The following is a 16,760-nucleotide window of genomic DNA, read 5'->3' on the forward strand; positions in this document are numbered from 1 at the left end:
TTTCAATTTAAATTTACAAGGAGTAATCAAATGAAACTTTCTTATTACACAAGTAAAGTTTTAATGGGAGTTGGTATTAGTGCTTTATTAAGCAATGCTGCTTTAGCTCAAGAAATTACTATTAACGGCTATGATGGCAGCATGAAGAAACATTTTGAAACAAACGATGGACGAAATTTTAATTTAAAAACAGACTATACCAATGGTGATTTAACAATAGATCTTTTTCACGCAGACCTAGCTAATGATATAGTTAATGATGAATATAAAGATCTCTCAAGAGTAAATATTAACTTAAATTCTAATAATCTTAGTTTTAAAAATACTTCCGAAGGTGCTAGTTATGTAACAAACTATACCATTAATGCTAAAAAAACTGAGGCAACAGATGTGATATTTCAAAGCTTAGATGGAAAATCCATCGTAAATGGAGATTTTAGCATAAAAGGTTCATCTAATCCTACAGATGGTGTTTTAGATGATATAAAATCTTCAGCTATTTTAATCGCTGATGGGCATGGCCTACAAGGTTCTCTTGAAGTAAATGGAAATTTTACAGCAGATAAATCTACTCTATTTACCATAGGTGGTAATAAAAGTCAAAACCACATACAAGTAAATGGTAAAGCAAATATCACAAATTCAAACTTTTCCATAGGAACAACAAGCTTTGGTGATTTGGCTTTAAATAATTATGTTTTCATGAGTGCAAGCGAAGGATTTAATGAAGATATAACAAGCTCAAACAAAGCTAGTGCAAACATAAGTAAAAATTTTGAAAACATTGTAGGTATGAGTAGCAAAGATTTAGGACTTGATTATGAAATTGTAAGAGCTATAGATGTAAAAGATTTTGTTGATTATGAACTTTCTACAAAAGATAATAAGCTTTTAATTAGTGGTGGCGCAAATGAAAATGTACTTAATAATAAGAAAGTCTTAGAAAGTGATAAAAAATATCTAGAATTAATTAAAACTGATTTAGAAGATGCCAAAGATGAAGAAGGTGTTAATATAGAAAAAATAGATGAAGCCATTGCAAAAATTGATGAGCAAATAAAGCAAATTCAAGATATGATTAGCAATGCTGAAAGTGGAATAATCTCTAATGATGATTATATTAAAAACGATTCTAGTGTTTCAACTTCTAACAAAGACTTTGTTTCTAAAATTTTAGATGGACTTGCACTCGGTAAAGATTTTAATGCAATAGGTAGTATTAAATTTGATAAAGCTGGAGAGCAAGTAGCAAATGATATAAAAGATTCAGCTAAATCTATCTCAAATGTAAATCAAGCCTCATCGGGTATAAACTCGACTATCAATGTATCAAATGATGTATCTATAGGTTCTCGTGTAGCTATGTTAAATAATCCTTATGGAAATTACGCTACAAAATTATCTCAAATAAGATTTGCTACTAATGATTATAGAGGAAATTATGTTGATAATTATAATAACAGCATTTGGGGTAATGTAATAGGCGGTGCAAACATCATAGATGGAGATAGTGGTGCTTTATATGGAGCCACTATAGGTATGGATAGAAAAATCAATGATGATGTTATTATTGGTGCTTATTTTACTTATGCAAACGCTGAAATAAAAGATAATCTTTTAACCCAAAAATCAGATAATTTCCAATTTGGCGCTTATTCTAATATCCATATAAGTCCAAAGGTAGAAGTTAATGTTAAGGCTTATGCTCAAATTTCTCCAACAGATCAAGATATTGTAAATAGAGGATTTAACACTACAAATAGTGCTGACTTTAATAGAAAATTCCTTGGTTTGAGTGCTAACATGGGATATATTTTTGATTTTAGTAATAATACCTTATTTATCAAACCTTTTGCCGGAGCAAACTACTACTATGCACATACCCCAAGCTATAAAGAAAATGGAATTGCAGGAAAAGATGTCAATAGCGCTAGTAATAATTCTATTTCTTTAGAACTCGGTGCTGAATTTAGAAAATATATGAGCGAAACATCATATTTATTTATCACTCCAAAAATAGAACAATATGTAATGAATAATGGAGATGATTATGTAGCAAGTTTAAATGGAGTAGCACTACCTAGCGTAAAAAGTGATGATAAGAAAAAAACTTATGGACAAATCATCATAGGTGGAAATGTAGATATTAATGAACAATTTAGCCTAAATGCAGGTATTGGAGCTAAACAAATACTAGCTGGTAAAACAGATGGTAAAAATGAAACTTATGTAAGTGGTCAAGTAGGTTTTAAATACAAATTCTAAAAAAAATATTTTTTGAGAAACTCCTAAATGCTAGAGTTTTTCACTCTAGCATTTTAAAAACTCTCATATTCTTTAGCTATAAAAACTTCATCATCTTCTATAATTAATGGGCGTTTTATAAGCGTTGGGTTTTGCAAAATCATCACTTTAATTTCATCTTGGTTTAAATTTTGAAGTTTTTCTTTATTTAACCCTAATTTTCTAGCACTCATACCCGCTGTATTTACAAGCTCTAAAACACTCCTTTTGCTAAACCAAAAATTTAAAGTTTCTTCATCTAGCTTTTTAATGTCTAAAAATTCAAATTCAATTTGCTTAGAATTTAAATAATCCATGGCCTTTTTAACACTATTACAATTTTTAATACCATAAAATTTTAACATTTTCTTGCCTTTTTAACTAAGTCTGCTATGATAAATGCTAATTCTAAAGCTTGGTCAGCATTTAATCTTGGATCACATTGTGTTTCATAGCGTTTAGAAAGTTCTTCTTGAGTGATATTTAAAGAGCCTCCTACACATTCTGTTACATTTTGCCCTGTCATTTCCAAATGTACCCCACCAGGATACACTCCTTCACTCATAGCTATCTCAAAAAACGCACGCACTTCTTGAATAATTTTATCAAATTCTCTTGTTTTAAAATTACCTGATTTAACCGTATTTGCATGCATAGGATCTATGCTATAAAGTATATTAAACCCTTCTTGTTTTAACTCTTTAAATAATTTTGGCAAGGCATTTTCTATCTTATCACATCCCATACGGATGATGAAATTTAATCTTCCTGCTTCATTATGTGGATTTAAAATACTTACTAGCTTTTTTATCTCACCTAAATCATAATTAGCGCTAAGCTTAACACCGAGTGGATTTTTTACTCCACTTAAAAAATGCACATGTGCTTCATCTGCTTTTCTAGTACGCTCGCCTATCCAAAGCATATGTGCTGAACAATCATAAATTTCCCCGCTTAAACTATCTACTCTAGTTAAAGCTTCTTCATAAGACAAAAGCAAGGCTTCATGAGAAGTATAAAAGGCTGTTTGAGAAAGATTTGGGGTATCAGTGATACCACAAGCTTGCATAAAAGCTAAAGCTTGAGTGATTTTTTCACTAAGTTCATTATATTTTTTCCCAAGCTCTGCTTTTTTTAAAAAACCCAAATTCCACTTATGCACTACTCTTAAATCCGCTAAACCACCTCTTGAAAAAGCTCTTAATAAATTTAAAGTTGTAGCACTTTGATAATACGCTTCTAGCATTCTTTTAGGATCGGCTATTCTTGATTTTTCATTAAATTCAAAACCATTAATAATATCCCCACGATAACTTGGAAGTGTTACTCCATCTACTTCTTCAAAATCACTACTTCTTGGCTTTGCAAATTGTCCTGCAACACGCCCTACTTTAACAATAGGACAAGATCCTGCAAAAGTAAGTACTATGGCCATTTGAAGCATAACTTTAAACATATCTCTTATATTATCAGCACCAAAATTTACAAAACTCTCTGCGCAATCTCCTCCTTGGAGTAAAAATGCTTGAGAATTTACAACATTAGCAAGGGATTTTTTTAACTTATCTACCTCACCTGCAAAAACAAGTGGTGGTAATTTTTCTAATTTTTTAACAACATCTTGTAATTCATTTTCATCAGGATATTGCGGCTGTTGCTGAATTTTATAATTTTTCCAAGAATCTTTAGTCCATTTCATAGCTTAACTTCCTAATTTTAAGTAAGCTAAAATTATACAAAATGAGACTTAAATTAAGATTTCAAAACACTCTCAACGCGTTCAAGGCTATCTTGTTTATATAGAGTTAAACGCACTATAGAATCTTCTAGTGCTAAAAGATTATGAATTTCATTAGCTTTTAAACTAATGCTATCTAAAGATTTAAGTAGAATTTGCTGATTTAAAACTCCAAAATCAATAGAGCCTTTTAATACTTGTATAGTAATATCAAAAGGTGCTTTATGATCTTTCATAAAGCTATCCTTTGACATATTTATGCATATTTCCTTAGCATAAGCATTTTCTATTTTTTTAGATATATTTATGCCATTTTCAATTTCTTGTTCCCAAGAAATTACTTCATGCATTTGAGTTCTAAATTTCATTTTATTTTTTAAGTTCTTTAATACGAGCAGCCTTACCTCTTCTATCTCTTAAATAGAATAATCTAGCACGGCGTACACGACCTCTTCTTAATACTGTAATACTTTCTAAACTTTCACTATAAATAGGGAAAATTCTTTCAACACCTACATTATTAGCGCCTATTTTACGCACAATGAAAGTTTCATCTACACCATTTCCTCTACGCGCTATACAAATACCTTCAAAATTTTGAATTCTTGTTTTATCGCCTTCTTTAATGCGAATAGCAAGTCTTAAAGTATCTCCAGCACGAAATTCTGGAACATTTTTACCTTCAATTTGTTTTTGCTCAAATTGCTCAATGTATTTATTTTTCATAACGATATTCCTTAAAATTTGCGTTCATGCTTTTGATACAAATCAGGACGAAAATATTTCGTTTTGCAAGACGCCAAAGTAGTTTTTAAAGCTGTAATTTTAGCGTGATTTCCCTTTAAAAACTCTGAAGGAACATAAAATTTTTTATTTTCCTTTTCAAAAACAAATGGCTTAGAAAATGATGGTGCTTCTAATAAATCATTTTCAAAACTTTCTTCACTTAAACTTTCACTATTTCCAAGAACATCTTGAATATTTCTACTAATAGCATCACACATCACCAAAGATGCTAACTCTCCACCTGTAAGTATAAAATCTCCTATAGAAAACACTTCATTAGCAAATTCTTCCACAATACGCTCATCTAAACCCTCATATCTACTACATACAAAACAAATATGCTCTTTGATGCTTAATCTTTTAGCATCTATTTGCTTAAAAGTTTTAGCACATGGTAAAAGAAAAATAAAATGCGTATTTTTATCTTGGCTTTTAATATGCGTTAAACAATCATATAAAGGCTGAGCTTGTAATAAAAGTCCCGCACCACCGCCTATTTTATAATCATCTACTTTTAGATGTTTATTTGTAGTAAAATTTCTAGGATTAACAAAATCAAATTCTAAAATTCCTTTTTCTTTTGCCCTTGCCAAAATAGAAGTTTTAAAATAAGGCTCAATAAGCTCTGGGAATAAACTTACAAAAGTATATTTCATGAATTTTCTAAAATATCTAAAGCAGATTGTGTGAATATTTTTTTATTTTCTATATCAACTTTTTGAATATATTTATCAACATAAGGAATATAAAAGTTTTTAACCTTTGTCTGTAGTTTTTCATCGCATTTTATATAGAATAAAAATCCAGCTCCATTTTCTAAAATATCTTCAACTACACCTAATTTTTGTTCATTTTCAAAAATTTCACAGCCTATAATATCAAAATAAAAATACTCATCTTTTTTTAACTTACAAGTTTCTTTTGTAGTTTTTATGCTTTGAAATAGTGTAATATTAGTTAGTTTTTTTGCAGATTCTAAATTCTCAAAATCTTCAAATAAAACCAAAGATCTTGTTTTATCGAAAGCTTTTATGGTGTAAATTTTTTGATTACCATCAAAAAATTTAGCACCTGCTTTAAACTGCTCAAAAAAATCACTTAAATTATGTAATTTTACATAACCTTTCAAACCAACACTTTTCCCAAGTTTAGCAACTTGGACCAAATCATTCTTCAATAGCTTTTACCGTTATACGATATGAAGTTGCATCTTTAACTTTATAAGCCATAATAACTGTTTTTATTGCGTTGATTAATTTCCCGTTTTTTCCGATCAACTTACCAGTATCAGTTGGATCAACATAAATGATAATTTCAGCAAAATTGTTTTCTAAATTTTGTTTTTGTATATCAACTTTTTCAGGAAAATCAACAATTAATTTTGCGTATTCTCTTAAAAAATTTTCAACCATTTTTATTTGCTTGTAATAGCTGCTACTCTATCGCTTAATTTAGCACCTACGCTCTTCCAATAAGCTAAACGCTCAGCATCAAATTTTACCACTTCAGGTTCAACCATAGGATTATAATATCCAATGCTTTCTATCCAACTACCATCGCGTCTTTTTCTACTATCAGTTACAACTATACGATAAAATGGTCTTTTTTTGCGTCCCATTTTTGTAAGTCTGATTACTGTCATTTTAATACTCCTAAAAAAATTAAAATTTTGTTATAGATATTTTAACTCATATATCCATAAAAAAGCTTTAATTATTGCGGTCTTTTAGCTTGCTGCAACATATTCATAAAATTTTCCATTCCTTTTTTGTTTGAAAATTTCTTTGCCAACTTAGCCGCATTACTAAATTGTTTTAAAAAGCGATTTACTTCCATTTGAGATAAACCAGCACCCTCTGCAATACGACGCTTTCTTGCGTTGTTTAACAAATCAGGATTTTCTCTTTCTTTTGGCGTCATTGATGAAATCATTGCTTTAATATGAATAATTTCTTTAGAATTATCCAAATCAATATCTTTAATATTTGCTGCCATAGATGATAAACCAGGTATCATACCAATGATTGATTTCATACTACCAAGTTTTTTAACACTTTCCATTTGATTTAAAAAGTCATTGAAATTAAATTCACCTTTTTTGATTTTTTTATTAAGTTTTTTTGCTTCTTTTTCATCTATAATAGCGGCAGTTTTTTCAGCCAAAGTCACCAAATCACCCTCACCCATGATACGATTAACAATCCTATCAGGGATAAATACTTCTAAATCAGCTACTTTCTCGCCAACACCAATAAATCTTAAAGGCACACCAATTTGTTTAGCTATACCTAGCGCAACACCACCTTTAGTATCTGCATCAAATTTACTTAAAATAATTCCAGTGATTTCTAAAGCTTCATTAAAGCTACTTGCTGTTTTAACTCCATCTTGACCACTCATAGCATCAGCTACATAAAATACTTCATCAGGATTTAAAATAGCTTTTACTTCTTTAAGCTCATTCATCAAAGCTATATCAATTGCCAGACGGCCGGCAGTATCTACAAGCAAAACATCATACATAGAATTTTTTGCTTTTTCTAAAGCTTGTTTAGCTACATTTAAAGGATTGCTTTCATTTTCTATGAAAAATAAATCGAGCTCATTAGCCTGAGTGAGTTGTCTTAATTGCTCTACCGCAGCTAATCTTTGCAAGTCACATGCAGCAATTAATACTTTTTTATTTCTTAGTTTTAAGTAATTAGCAATTTTTACCGTAGTAGTAGTTTTACCACCACCTTGCAAACCACACATCAAAACAACCGTAGGTGGCTTACTAGCAAATACAAAACCTTGATTTTTACCTTTAACACTAAGAATTTCTTCTAAATTTTTCTTAATTGAGTCTAAAAATTGCTTTTGGCCTATGCCATTAGTTTTTACATCATTTTCTACTAAAGTGAGTAATTCTTTCGTAACTTTATGATGCACATCTGCTTTTAAAAGGGCTTTTTTTAAAGTGTCAAGAGCATTTTTTAAAGCTTTTTCATCATCAACAAAACGAAGTTTATTAACCGCGGATTTAAATGACTCACTAACTATTTCAAACACTTTATTTTCCCTTTATTAAAATTTTAAAAAGCTAAATTATAAACCCTTTTAGCTTTAAACGCCTTTAAAAATTTAAATTTTTTATTTCAAAACCATAAGCATTAAAACTCTCATCAAGTAAAGCTTTAAATTGATAATCAAAAATATGCGTTTCATAAGAATGCAAATACATTCTAGGAGAGCTATTTTTTGCATATTTTTCATCGCCAATAATACCATGTTTTATATGATTTAAATGCACTCTGATTTGATGTGTTCTACCTGTTTTAATGACCGCTTTTATTAAAGTTTTTTTTGCATTTACCATTAAAGGTATAACCTGAGTATGAGCTTCTAAGCCAAATTTATCGATTTTACTAAAAGCTCCGGATTTATTTTTTATAGTAGTTATTTTTTCACAAATTTCAAGTTCTTCAGCAATCACTCCATCGACAATAGCTAAATAGCTTTTATAAACATTTTGTTTTTTATACTCTTGAATGCATTTTAGTCTAAATTCCTCATCTTTGCTTAAAAGCAAAACTCCACTTGTTTCTTTATCAAGCCTGTTAATTAATTTAGCATTATAAACACCTTCTAAATTCTCGCTAATTTCCCCATAAGGCTTATTTAAAACTATGATTTTATCATCTTCAAAAAGTATTTTTGCTTTTTTTATTTTTTGTACGACAAATCTTGTTTTTGAGCTCATCAAAGCTCTAGCTATAACAACCTTTTTTCCCATAGCAAAAACACAACCTTTATCAATCAAATCCTTTGCTGCATTATTAGAAATTTTTTCTTGCAGTGCAAGCAATTTATAAGCTTTTTCTTGCATCTAAACCTTCTTTTATACTTAATATAACTTCATTTAAATCATTTTGCTCTTTGACTCGTGCTTGTGATAATTTTTGCTTTAAAAAATCATTTATATCTTTTACACTCTCACAAATATACAAATCATCAACTTCTTGATATAAACTTTCTTGATTAAAATAATATTTCCCCGAGATAATAACATTATTCCATCTAGCCGCTTCTATAGGATTATGCCCACCTATATTATTTACAAAAGAGCCACACAAAAAAACCACATCACTAATCTTATAAAAACTTTCTAGCTTACCCAAAGCATCTAGCAATAAACACTTAGTCTTAAAAAAATTTGCAAAATCATTTTCGCTTAAAGTAAAGTCTGAAAATTTTTGCATATTATAATAATTTTTTTGACAAAAATCTTTTAAAATCCCCTCAACCTCGCCAAAACGCTCCGGATGTCTTGGAGCGATAATTAATCTATCGTTTTCTTCTAGTTTAATCTCATTAAGCAATAATCGTTCTTCATTTTCATGCGTACTAGCAAATATAATAACCCTAGCCTTAGGTTTTGAATAATTTTTCACTTGTTCTTGTTTTATATATGCTTTGATATTTTTATATGCTACAACATTTTTAGCACCCAAGCATTCTAATCTTTCTTTGTCTTTTTGACTTTGTGCAAACACAACATCAATATATTTAAAAATTAAACGATAAAAAAAGCTAAAACGCTTGTAGTTTTTTAAAGATCTATCACTAATCCTAGCATTTAATAAAATAACTTTTGCATTATAAAATTTAGCCATCAATACAAGCATAAGCCAAAGCTCTGCTTCAAAAATAATCAAAACTTTGCAAGGTTTCATCCAAAATGGTATAAAAATTTCAAATGGTAAAAAATTTACTTTTTTAGAATGTCTTAAAGCTTCATTAAATCCAGTTTGCGTGATAGTTGAAATTTTACAAGTTGGAAAAAGTTTTATTAAGGGAACAATGCTTTTAATCTCCCCAAAGGAGCAAGCATGAAAATATATATCTCCTTGTTCTTGTTTTAAGTTTTTGTAAAGAAAAAATCTAGATTTTAGAGATACTTTATATTTTTCTTTACAAAAACTTAAAATCAACAAAAAAGGAACTGCGATTACATATATAATCACAGCAAAAATGTAATAAAAAAAAATCAATTTTGATTTTCTTCTTTTTCTTTATATAAAATTCTTCCGCAATGCGGACAAGTTACGATTTCATCACCTTTTAAAACTGCTAAATAAGTTTTATCATAAATTCTCATAAAACAGCCATAACAAGCATGTTTTTTCACAGGAACTACAGCACTATTTCCCGCCCATTTTCTAATTTTCTCATAAAAAGTTAAAACTTTTTGATTTATTTCGCCAACCAGCTTTACTTTTTTATCATAAATCTCTAATCTTTCTTTTTCAATATCAACTAATACAACTTTTGTTTGAGCATCTATTTGATCCACTTCATTTTCAAGTTCAGTTCTCTTAGTTTGCAATTCTTGTATAAATTTTTCTTTGTTTTCTAAAATTTTATCTAATCTTTCTATCTCTTCATTTGCTGCATCAAGTTGCTCTTTAGCTATATCTTCTTCGATTTTTAAAGCATTTGCTTCTTTTTCAGTTTTCACTGCAGCACTTTTTTTGGCTATTTCTTTAATTTTCACACCAAATTCTGCAATATGGTTATTGTTTTGTATTTTTTGATTTTCTATATCTTTAATATCTTTTTCAAAACCTGCAATTTCTTCTTCAGTTTTATCAAGCAAATTACGCTTTTCTTTTAAATCCTTTGTAGCTTCTTCTACTTTATTTGCAAAACCATCTAACTCTTTATCAATTTGCGATAAAGCTATAAGTTGTTCTAAATATTTATTCATTGATTTTTTCCTTAAAAATATTGAAATGGATTTTTTGAAACTGATATTATAACTTCTAAATGAAATTTTTGCAAATCTTTTGCTAAAATTTCACCAAAGTATGACTCACTTTCATAGTGACCTATATCAATCAAATTGAGTTTATTATGATAACTTTCTAAGGCCTGATGATACTTAAAATCCCCACTTAAAAAACAATCTGCTTTTACACTAGAAATCAAATCTCCACCACTACCTGTACATATTGCTAAAGTTTTTATTTTTTCTTGATGAGCATTAACAACCCTAATATGATTAAGCTTTAAACACTTTTTAACATGATCAACTAATGTATCTAATTGAAAATCTACATCACAATAGATCAAAAATTCATTTTGTTCTTTGATCTTAAAACCCAAAATTTCGCTAGTAAAATAAGTATTTAAATGACTTAAATCAAAATTTGTATGCATAGCAATCAAGGCTATATTTTTTTGTATCATTTTTGTAAGAAGATTTTGCGGATAAAGCACTCCACTTAAATTCTTCAAACCTTTAAAAATTAAAGGATGATGAACTATAAAAAGTGAATTTTCGCTTGCATTTTCAATTAAATGCATATCTACATCAAGCGCAAGATAAATCTTATTTATGTCTTGATCGAAATTTCCAAGCAATAAACCACTATTGTCCCATGAACTTTGCGTATTAAATGGACTAATAGTATCTAAATAATCATAAATTTCTTTAATTTTCATCTAAACTTTCTTTATATACTAAAGCACAATTTTTAGATAATTCTCTAATTTTAAGCATAAAATCTTGTCTTTGAGTTACTGAAATAGCTCCTCTTGCATCAAGCAAGTTAAAAGTATGTGCTGCTAACATACAATAATCATATGCTGGTAAAGCAAGTTTTGCATCTAATGCATTTTTACACTCATTGTAAGCATTTTCAAATTGTACATTTAAAGTTTTTACATCACTTACTTCAAAATTATATTTACTAAATTCAAACTCACCTTGCTTATGAACATCTTTATAGGTAATTTTTTCGCCGTTAAATTCATTCCAAACTATGTCATATACATTATCTACATCTTGTAAATACATTGCAAGTCTTTCCAAGCCATAAGTAATTTCAGCACTAACTAAATCTACGCTTATACCACCAACTTGTTGAAAATAAGTAAATTGTGTAACTTCCATACCATCAAGCCAAACTTCCCAGCCCAAACCCCAAGCACCTAAACTTGGACTTTCCCAATTATCTTCAACAAAACGAATATCATGTGATTTCAAATCAAAGCCTAAATTTTCTAAACTTTTTAAATATAATTCTTGGATATTATCAGGACTTGGTTTAATTAAAACTTGAAATTGATAATAAGCACCCAACCTATTAGGATTTTCACCATATCTTCCATCAGTTGGTCTTCTACTTGGTGCTACATAAGCAGCCGCCCAAGGTTTTTTACCTAAACTTCTTAAAAAAGTTGCCGGGTGAAATGTCCCTGCACCTGCTGGAAAATCATAAGGTTGCATAATAGCACAACCTTGCTTTTGCCAAAATTCTTGTAAATTTAAAATCATTTGAGAAAAAGTCATTTTTCTTCCTTTAATTCTTCAGACTTCTCAGGCGAATTTGCATATAATTCCACTGTTTTATTCCACATCATTTTATATTTTCTTTTTAGAAATTCAACTTCATTACGCGCATATTTAAGTTGCTCGTTAAGATTTTCTATAGTTTTTCTATCCTCATCATAAAGCTCTTGCATAGAATAAAGAGCATCTTTTAAAAATTTATTTTCACCCTTTAAAGCTTCTAAGGTTTCATCCTTAGCATCAAGAACTTTTTCATGTAAATTTAAAATAGTCCCTATAGTTTTTTCTACAAAACTTTCTCCTGCCAAGGTCATAGAATTTACCATAACAGGTTGCTTTGAACTTGAAGGAACTACGCTAAAAGTACCTTGATTAGCTTCTATATAAATTTTACCTTCTTCTTCTTTGAAATTTAAAGCACCATTTGCCATCATTCCTTTTACAACATCTTCGGATAAATGAACTAACTGACAAAATTCTTTTAATTCCAAGTAAGTTTGCATATACGCTCCTTAAAGAAAAACTTCAATTGTATTAGAATCTTGGATTAATTTTTCTTGTTGTTTTTGTCTATCTTCTAATAATTTTTGCGCTAAAGACTCATCTTCTATTGCTAAAATTTGCACTGCCAAATAAGCTGCATTAATAGCCCCTGCTTTACCTATAGCCACAGTTGCTACAGGAATTCCACTTGGCATTTGCACAGTAGAAAATAAAGAATCCATACTAGCTAAATTACTTCCTGGCATAGGTATACCTAAAACAGGTTTTGTTGTATGTGCTGCAACAGCTCCTGCTAAATGAGCTGCCATACCCGCTGCAGCAATAAATACTTTTGCACCTTTTTCTTCAGCATTTTTGATGTATTCTTGGGTTCTTTGAGGACTTCTATGAGCTGAAGTGATCAAGACTTCATATTTTACATCAAATTTTTCCAAAATTCCTAAAGCTTCTTTTACTATATCATAATCACTCTTACTTCCCATCAATATGGAAACAAATTTCATTCAACACTCCTTCTTAAAAAGCTAAATTCTGGAAGTTTAAATGGTAAAGTAATTTCATTTTCATTACCACTATGAATTTCACTAAATTCTTTATTGTTTTTTGCTAATAATTGTTTAAACACTATGAATTTTTTTCCTTCATTTTCATATACTAAACCTAGTTTATTTTCCCCTAATTCTATATTAGAATCAACCGGAGCTAGAATTTCATATTCTTTGTTTAATTCTATCCTACCCTTACATTTAAAAAATTCACCATCTTCGCTAATAGCATGCACTTGATGGGTTCCTTCTTCTATACTTGTATTATGATTTATTGAATCGGTTTTTTCATAAGCTCTTGAAACTAAATATCCATCTGTAAAACCTCTGTGTTTTAAAGTATGAATTTCTTTTTCATACTTAGCCGCATCAAAAGTATTTTGCAACACATCTTGCACTGCCATTTTATAAGTTCTTGTAGTCAAAGCTACATAATACTCACTTTTCGTTCTTCCTTCTATTTTAAAAGCATGAATGCAATCTTCTTGCATAATTTTTTGAATATACGAGCTTAAATTTAAATCTTTAGAATTAAACACATGCGTGCCATTCTCATCTTCTTCAAGTCTAAAAAGTGTATTAGTTTCTGGGTTCTTTGCATAAAGTTCATAGTTAAATCTACAATCATTTGCACATGATCCACGATTACTCATGCGTCCACTTTGCACTGAGCTTATCAAACATCTGCCAGAATACGCAAAACACATAGAACCATGGACAAAACTTTCAAGCTCTATGTCACAATTATTTTTCAAATCTTTTGCATCTTTTAAACCAAGTTCCCTTGCTATAACAACACGCTTAGCTCCCATATCTTTATAAACTTGAGCGTCTAAGTAATTTAAAATATTAGCTTGGGTTGATACATGAAGATTGATTTCAGGTGCAAGCTCTTTAACCAAACGCATAGCACCTACAGAAGCTACTATAAAAGCATCAGGTTTCATTTCTTTTAGTTTTAAAATATGCCTTTTCAAACCTTCAATTTGCGAACTAAAATGAAATCCATTAATCGTTACATAAATTTTTTTTCCTTTTGCATGCGTATAATCAATAGCTTCTTTAAAAGTTTCATAATTAAAATCTCTAGCAGTTCTTGCTCTTAATGAAAAATTACTCACTCCTGCATAAACAGCATCAGCTCCATAAGCTAAAGCTATTTTTAATTTTGTAAAATTACCTGCAGGAGCTACTATTTCAGGAATAATCATTTTTTTCCTAAACTTGCGATTAATGCCTCAATATCATCATTACTTACAACATCTGCAGTTGTATCTCCTTCGATATGCACAGCAGATCCCACGCGTTTTTCATCATCAATTTTACCTTCAAACAAACTACTCATATATCTACTTAAAGCTCTCATAACATTAATAACACGCTCAATTTTTTGACGATGAATATCTTGATATTGCATAGCATCCATTGCCATCATAACTTCATCTTGTCCAGTTTGCAAACAACCTGTAATCTCATCTATGATATTTTTAGCATTGTTATTTATTTCAATAGCTTCTTTAAAGCTTACCACATTAGGAAATTTTGCATTTAATTTTTCAAAAATTTCTATATTTTTATTTAAAGCATCACTGATTACACAAAGATCACTCTCAGAATTTGCAAAAAAGTCGTTAATAGCTTCTAATTTTTCCATCATCTCTGTGGCTTTTATTTCACTATCTCTTGTAACATCATCAAGTTGATGTACAACTTTATGTTCTTTACTAGGTGGTGGTGGTGGCCAAGCCATATCCGCTCTTGCTTTATAATCACCATTAATCATATCATTAACAATTTGCTTATTTTTTTCCTCATCTTCATAATCTGTATCTGGTTTTTCTTCTGTTTCTTCTACAGAATCAAGATCTAAGTCTTCAGTGCCATTCATTAAAGCATCTAATTCTTCTTGGGTCATTGTTACACCTTTTTTAATAAAAAAACTAATGCGAGATTATATTACAAAAAAATATAAATCAACATTAATTTTACCAACTTAATTATTTTTTTACACAAAATAATCTTTTTTTTAATTTGATTATAAAAAAAATATTAATTTAAACTTAATTTAAAAAAAATATACTACAATCTATAAAATAAATTAAAAAACCCAAAAAATAAAAAGGAGAAAAAATGGGTAAATTTGTAAATAACATTGATGAGTTTTTTAGTTATTGTCAAGAACATGAAGTTTTATTTGTTGATTTTAGATTTACTGATATGATAGGCACTTGGCATCACATCACTTATAATATAAAAGCAATTGATGATAAAACCTTTGAAAACGGAATTCCTTTTGACGCAAGCTCTTTGCATGGTTGGCAGCCTATAGAAAAATCAGATATGATTTTAAAACCTGATGTGAAAAGTGCGTTTTTAGATCCTTTTACAGCTGATCCTACTATCATAGTAATTTGCGATGTATATGATATTTACAAAGATCAAATGTATGAAAAATGCCCAAGAAGTATTGCTAAAAAAGCAATGCAGCACTTAAGCACAAGCAATATCGCTGACACTGCTTATTTTGGTCCTGAAAATGAATTTTTTATTTTTGATAATGTAAAAATAGTTGATTCTTCTCACTGTGCAAAATATGAAGTAGATACTGAAGAAGGTGAATGGAATGATAATAAAGATTTTACAGATAGTTACAATAGTGGACATCGCCCAAGAAATAAAGGTGGATATTTTCCTGTAAGTCCTATTGATTCTAGTGTGGATATTAGAGCTGAAATGGTACAAGTTTTAGAAAGAGTTGGTTTAAAAACTTTCGTACATCATCATGAAGTAGCACAAGGACAAGCTGAGATTGGTGTAGAATTTGGGAATTTAGTTGAAGCTGCTGATAATGTACAAATTTATAAATATGTAGTTAAAATGGTAGCGCATTTAAATGGAAAAACAGCGACCTTTATGCCAAAACCACTCTATGGAGATAATGGAAGTGGTATGCATGTGCATATGAGCCTTTGGAAAGATGGAGTAAATTTATTTTATGATAAAGAAGGATATGGAAAATTAAGTGAATATGCGATTAATTACATCGGTGGAATTTTAGCTAATGCAAGAAGTGTTGCTGCATTTACCAATCCTAGTTCAAATTCTTATAAAAGAATAGTTCCAGGTTTTGAAGCACCTTGTATACTAACTTATTCTTGCCAAAATCGCTCTGCAAGTTGTCGCGTGCCTTATGGTATTAATGAAAAAAGCGCAAGAGTTGAAATAAGATTTCCTGATAGCACTTCCAATCCTTACCTAGCTTTTACAAGCTTGCTTATGGCAGGACTTGATGGTATTAAAAATAAAACCATACCGGTAGGCCCTATGGATGAAAATTTATTTGCACTAACCCTAGATGAGATTAGAGAAAAAGGTATAGAGCAATTACCTCACACTTTAAGAGGATCTTTGGAAGCACTCATTAGAAAAAATGCCTTCTTAAAGCCTGTTATGAGTGATGTATTTATTGATGATTATCAACATATGAAATTTGAAACCCAAGTATGGCCTGTAGAAGCTAGACCAACTGCATATGAGTTTAAAACTTGCTATTCATGCTAATCTTGAT

General features: G+C 29.7%; 20 protein-coding genes. 2 read left to right on the forward strand and 18 right to left on the reverse strand.

The window, feature by feature from the left end; translation table 11 throughout:
• The first annotated feature begins 30 nt into the window (after nucleotides 1-30).
• On the forward strand, nucleotides 31-2,265 hold the full coding sequence (locus L8X38_RS00590; protein ID WP_263660981.1) for an autotransporter outer membrane beta-barrel domain-containing protein: 2,235 nt from the start codon (nucleotides 31-33) through the stop codon (nucleotides 2,263-2,265).
• 53 nt (nucleotides 2,266-2,318) lie between these two features.
• Here the strand turns inward: L8X38_RS00590 and L8X38_RS00595 are convergent, their stop codons facing one another.
• The 18 genes from L8X38_RS00595 to L8X38_RS00680 all read right to left on the reverse strand — a co-directional run bounded on the left by L8X38_RS00595 (nucleotide 2,319) and on the right by L8X38_RS00680 (nucleotide 15,107).
• Nucleotides 2,319-2,648 carry an ArsC/Spx/MgsR family protein gene (locus L8X38_RS00595; RefSeq protein ID WP_263660983.1) on the reverse strand — a complete coding sequence of 110 codons (330 nt, stop codon included), beginning with the start codon at nucleotides 2,646-2,648 and terminating at the stop codon, nucleotides 2,319-2,321.
• Entirely contained in the window at nucleotides 2,642-3,982 is a 1,341-nt protein-coding gene (locus L8X38_RS00600; protein ID WP_263660984.1) for a class II 3-deoxy-7-phosphoheptulonate synthase, read from the reverse strand. Before L8X38_RS00600 ends, L8X38_RS00595 begins: the two co-directional genes overlap by 7 nt.
• Nucleotides 3,983-4,035: 53 nt before the next feature.
• Nucleotides 4,036-4,389, reverse strand: a complete 354-nt coding sequence (locus L8X38_RS00605; protein WP_243705616.1) for a cupin domain-containing protein — start codon at nucleotides 4,387-4,389, stop codon at nucleotides 4,036-4,038.
• Between the two features lies 1 nt (nucleotide 4,390).
• Nucleotides 4,391-4,747, reverse strand: a complete 357-nt coding sequence (gene rplS / locus L8X38_RS00610) for a 50S ribosomal protein L19 (protein WP_012661698.1) — start codon at nucleotides 4,745-4,747, stop codon at nucleotides 4,391-4,393.
• Nucleotides 4,748-4,758: 11 nt separating this feature from the next.
• A complete protein-coding gene (gene trmD / locus L8X38_RS00615; RefSeq protein WP_263660985.1) occupies nucleotides 4,759-5,463 on the reverse strand; it encodes a tRNA (guanosine(37)-N1)-methyltransferase TrmD in 705 nt (234 codons plus the stop codon).
• On the reverse strand, nucleotides 5,460-5,984 hold the full coding sequence (rimM, locus tag L8X38_RS00620; protein WP_263660986.1) for a ribosome maturation factor RimM: 525 nt from the start codon (nucleotides 5,982-5,984) through the stop codon (nucleotides 5,460-5,462). Before rimM ends, trmD begins: the two co-directional genes overlap by 4 nt.
• On the reverse strand, nucleotides 5,974-6,219 hold the full coding sequence (locus L8X38_RS00625; protein WP_043019956.1) for a KH domain-containing protein: 246 nt from the start codon (nucleotides 6,217-6,219) through the stop codon (nucleotides 5,974-5,976). The genes rimM and L8X38_RS00625 overlap by 11 nt, the downstream gene beginning before the upstream one ends.
• A gap of 2 nt (nucleotides 6,220-6,221) precedes the next feature.
• On the reverse strand, nucleotides 6,222-6,449 hold the full coding sequence (rpsP, locus tag L8X38_RS00630; protein WP_012661702.1) for a 30S ribosomal protein S16: 228 nt from the start codon (nucleotides 6,447-6,449) through the stop codon (nucleotides 6,222-6,224).
• A gap of 71 nt (nucleotides 6,450-6,520) precedes the next feature.
• The gene (gene ffh / locus L8X38_RS00635; RefSeq protein WP_263660987.1) at nucleotides 6,521-7,858 is read right to left on the reverse strand and encodes a signal recognition particle protein; all 1,338 of its coding nucleotides are present in this window, start codon (nucleotides 7,856-7,858) and stop codon (nucleotides 6,521-6,523) included.
• A gap of 64 nt (nucleotides 7,859-7,922) precedes the next feature.
• Complete coding sequence (locus L8X38_RS00640) at nucleotides 7,923-8,675, reverse strand: pseudouridine synthase family protein (RefSeq protein WP_263660988.1); 753 nt, start codon at nucleotides 8,673-8,675, stop codon at nucleotides 7,923-7,925.
• On the reverse strand, nucleotides 8,656-9,840 hold the full coding sequence (gene waaA, locus L8X38_RS00645) for a lipid IV(A) 3-deoxy-D-manno-octulosonic acid transferase (protein WP_263660989.1): 1,185 nt from the start codon (nucleotides 9,838-9,840) through the stop codon (nucleotides 8,656-8,658). The genes L8X38_RS00640 and waaA overlap by 20 nt, the downstream gene beginning before the upstream one ends.
• The gene (locus tag L8X38_RS00650) at nucleotides 9,837-10,556 is read right to left on the reverse strand and encodes a zinc ribbon domain-containing protein (RefSeq protein ID WP_258107572.1); all 720 of its coding nucleotides are present in this window, start codon (nucleotides 10,554-10,556) and stop codon (nucleotides 9,837-9,839) included. The genes waaA and L8X38_RS00650 overlap by 4 nt, the downstream gene beginning before the upstream one ends.
• Nucleotides 10,557-10,567: 11 nt before the next feature.
• On the reverse strand, nucleotides 10,568-11,293 hold the full coding sequence (locus L8X38_RS00655) for a Nif3-like dinuclear metal center hexameric protein (protein WP_258107573.1): 726 nt from the start codon (nucleotides 11,291-11,293) through the stop codon (nucleotides 10,568-10,570).
• A complete protein-coding gene (gene glyQ, locus L8X38_RS00660; RefSeq protein WP_258107574.1) occupies nucleotides 11,283-12,143 on the reverse strand; it encodes a glycine--tRNA ligase subunit alpha in 861 nt (286 codons plus the stop codon). Before glyQ ends, L8X38_RS00655 begins: the two co-directional genes overlap by 11 nt.
• Complete coding sequence (locus tag L8X38_RS00665) at nucleotides 12,140-12,646, reverse strand: DUF3972 domain-containing protein (RefSeq protein WP_263660990.1); 507 nt, start codon at nucleotides 12,644-12,646, stop codon at nucleotides 12,140-12,142. Before L8X38_RS00665 ends, glyQ begins: the two co-directional genes overlap by 4 nt.
• A gap of 9 nt (nucleotides 12,647-12,655) precedes the next feature.
• Nucleotides 12,656-13,150: a 5-(carboxyamino)imidazole ribonucleotide mutase gene (gene purE, locus L8X38_RS00670; RefSeq protein WP_133318743.1), complete on the reverse strand. Its 495-nt coding sequence runs from the start codon at nucleotides 13,148-13,150 to the stop codon at nucleotides 12,656-12,658.
• Nucleotides 13,147-14,403 (reverse strand): peptidase U32 family protein, encoded by a 1,257-nt coding sequence (locus L8X38_RS00675; RefSeq protein ID WP_263660991.1) that lies wholly within the window; start codon nucleotides 14,401-14,403, stop codon nucleotides 13,147-13,149. The genes purE and L8X38_RS00675 overlap by 4 nt, the downstream gene beginning before the upstream one ends.
• Entirely contained in the window at nucleotides 14,400-15,107 is a 708-nt protein-coding gene (locus tag L8X38_RS00680) for a protein phosphatase CheZ (protein WP_263659057.1), read from the reverse strand. The genes L8X38_RS00675 and L8X38_RS00680 overlap by 4 nt, the downstream gene beginning before the upstream one ends.
• Nucleotides 15,108-15,322: 215 nt before the next feature.
• On the opposite strand from L8X38_RS00680, the gene glnA reads away from it, so the two are divergent.
• Nucleotides 15,323-16,753 (forward strand): type I glutamate--ammonia ligase, encoded by a 1,431-nt coding sequence (gene glnA, locus L8X38_RS00685; RefSeq protein WP_263660992.1) that lies wholly within the window; start codon nucleotides 15,323-15,325, stop codon nucleotides 16,751-16,753.
• Nucleotides 16,754-16,760 lie beyond the last annotated feature (7 nt).

Origin of the sequence: Campylobacter sp. CNRCH_2014_2452 (assembly GCF_025772865.1) — a bacterium.
GTDB lineage: Bacteria > Campylobacterota > Campylobacteria > Campylobacterales > Campylobacteraceae > Campylobacter_D > Campylobacter_D lari_D.

Excerpts from the sequence above, each read along its gene's own strand:
- L8X38_RS00625 (WP_043019956.1), bottom strand. The coding sequence starts at position 6,219 with ATGGTTGAAAATTTTTTAAGAGAATACGCAAAATTAATTGTTGATTTT.
- rpsP (WP_012661702.1), bottom strand. The coding sequence starts at position 6,449 with ATGACAGTAATCAGACTTACAAAAATGGGACGCAAAAAAAGACCATTT.
- L8X38_RS00655 (WP_258107573.1), bottom strand. The coding sequence starts at position 11,293 with ATGAAAATTAAAGAAATTTATGATTATTTAGATACTATTAGTCCATTT.
- L8X38_RS00675 (WP_263660991.1), bottom strand. The coding sequence starts at position 14,403 with ATGATTATTCCTGAAATAGTAGCTCCTGCAGGTAATTTTACAAAATTA.
- L8X38_RS00595 (WP_263660983.1), bottom strand. The coding sequence starts at position 2,648 with ATGTTAAAATTTTATGGTATTAAAAATTGTAATAGTGTTAAAAAGGCC.
- glnA (WP_263660992.1), top strand. The coding sequence starts at position 15,323 with ATGGGTAAATTTGTAAATAACATTGATGAGTTTTTTAGTTATTGTCAA.
- L8X38_RS00665 (WP_263660990.1), bottom strand. The coding sequence starts at position 12,646 with ATGCAAACTTACTTGGAATTAAAAGAATTTTGTCAGTTAGTTCATTTA.
- purE (WP_133318743.1), bottom strand. The coding sequence starts at position 13,150 with ATGAAATTTGTTTCCATATTGATGGGAAGTAAGAGTGATTATGATATA.
- L8X38_RS00640 (WP_263660988.1), bottom strand. The coding sequence starts at position 8,675 with ATGCAAGAAAAAGCTTATAAATTGCTTGCACTGCAAGAAAAAATTTCT.
- L8X38_RS00600 (WP_263660984.1), bottom strand. The coding sequence starts at position 3,982 with ATGAAATGGACTAAAGATTCTTGGAAAAATTATAAAATTCAGCAACAG.
- rplS (WP_012661698.1), bottom strand. The coding sequence starts at position 4,747 with ATGAAAAATAAATACATTGAGCAATTTGAGCAAAAACAAATTGAAGGT.
- L8X38_RS00650 (WP_258107572.1), bottom strand. The coding sequence starts at position 10,556 with ATGAATAAATATTTAGAACAACTTATAGCTTTATCGCAAATTGATAAA.
- glyQ (WP_258107574.1), bottom strand. The coding sequence starts at position 12,143 with ATGACTTTTTCTCAAATGATTTTAAATTTACAAGAATTTTGGCAAAAG.
- trmD (WP_263660985.1), bottom strand. The coding sequence starts at position 5,463 with ATGAAATATACTTTTGTAAGTTTATTCCCAGAGCTTATTGAGCCTTAT.
- L8X38_RS00605 (WP_243705616.1), bottom strand. The coding sequence starts at position 4,389 with ATGAAATTTAGAACTCAAATGCATGAAGTAATTTCTTGGGAACAAGAA.
- L8X38_RS00680 (WP_263659057.1), bottom strand. The coding sequence starts at position 15,107 with ATGACCCAAGAAGAATTAGATGCTTTAATGAATGGCACTGAAGACTTA.
- L8X38_RS00590 (WP_263660981.1), top strand. The coding sequence starts at position 31 with ATGAAACTTTCTTATTACACAAGTAAAGTTTTAATGGGAGTTGGTATT.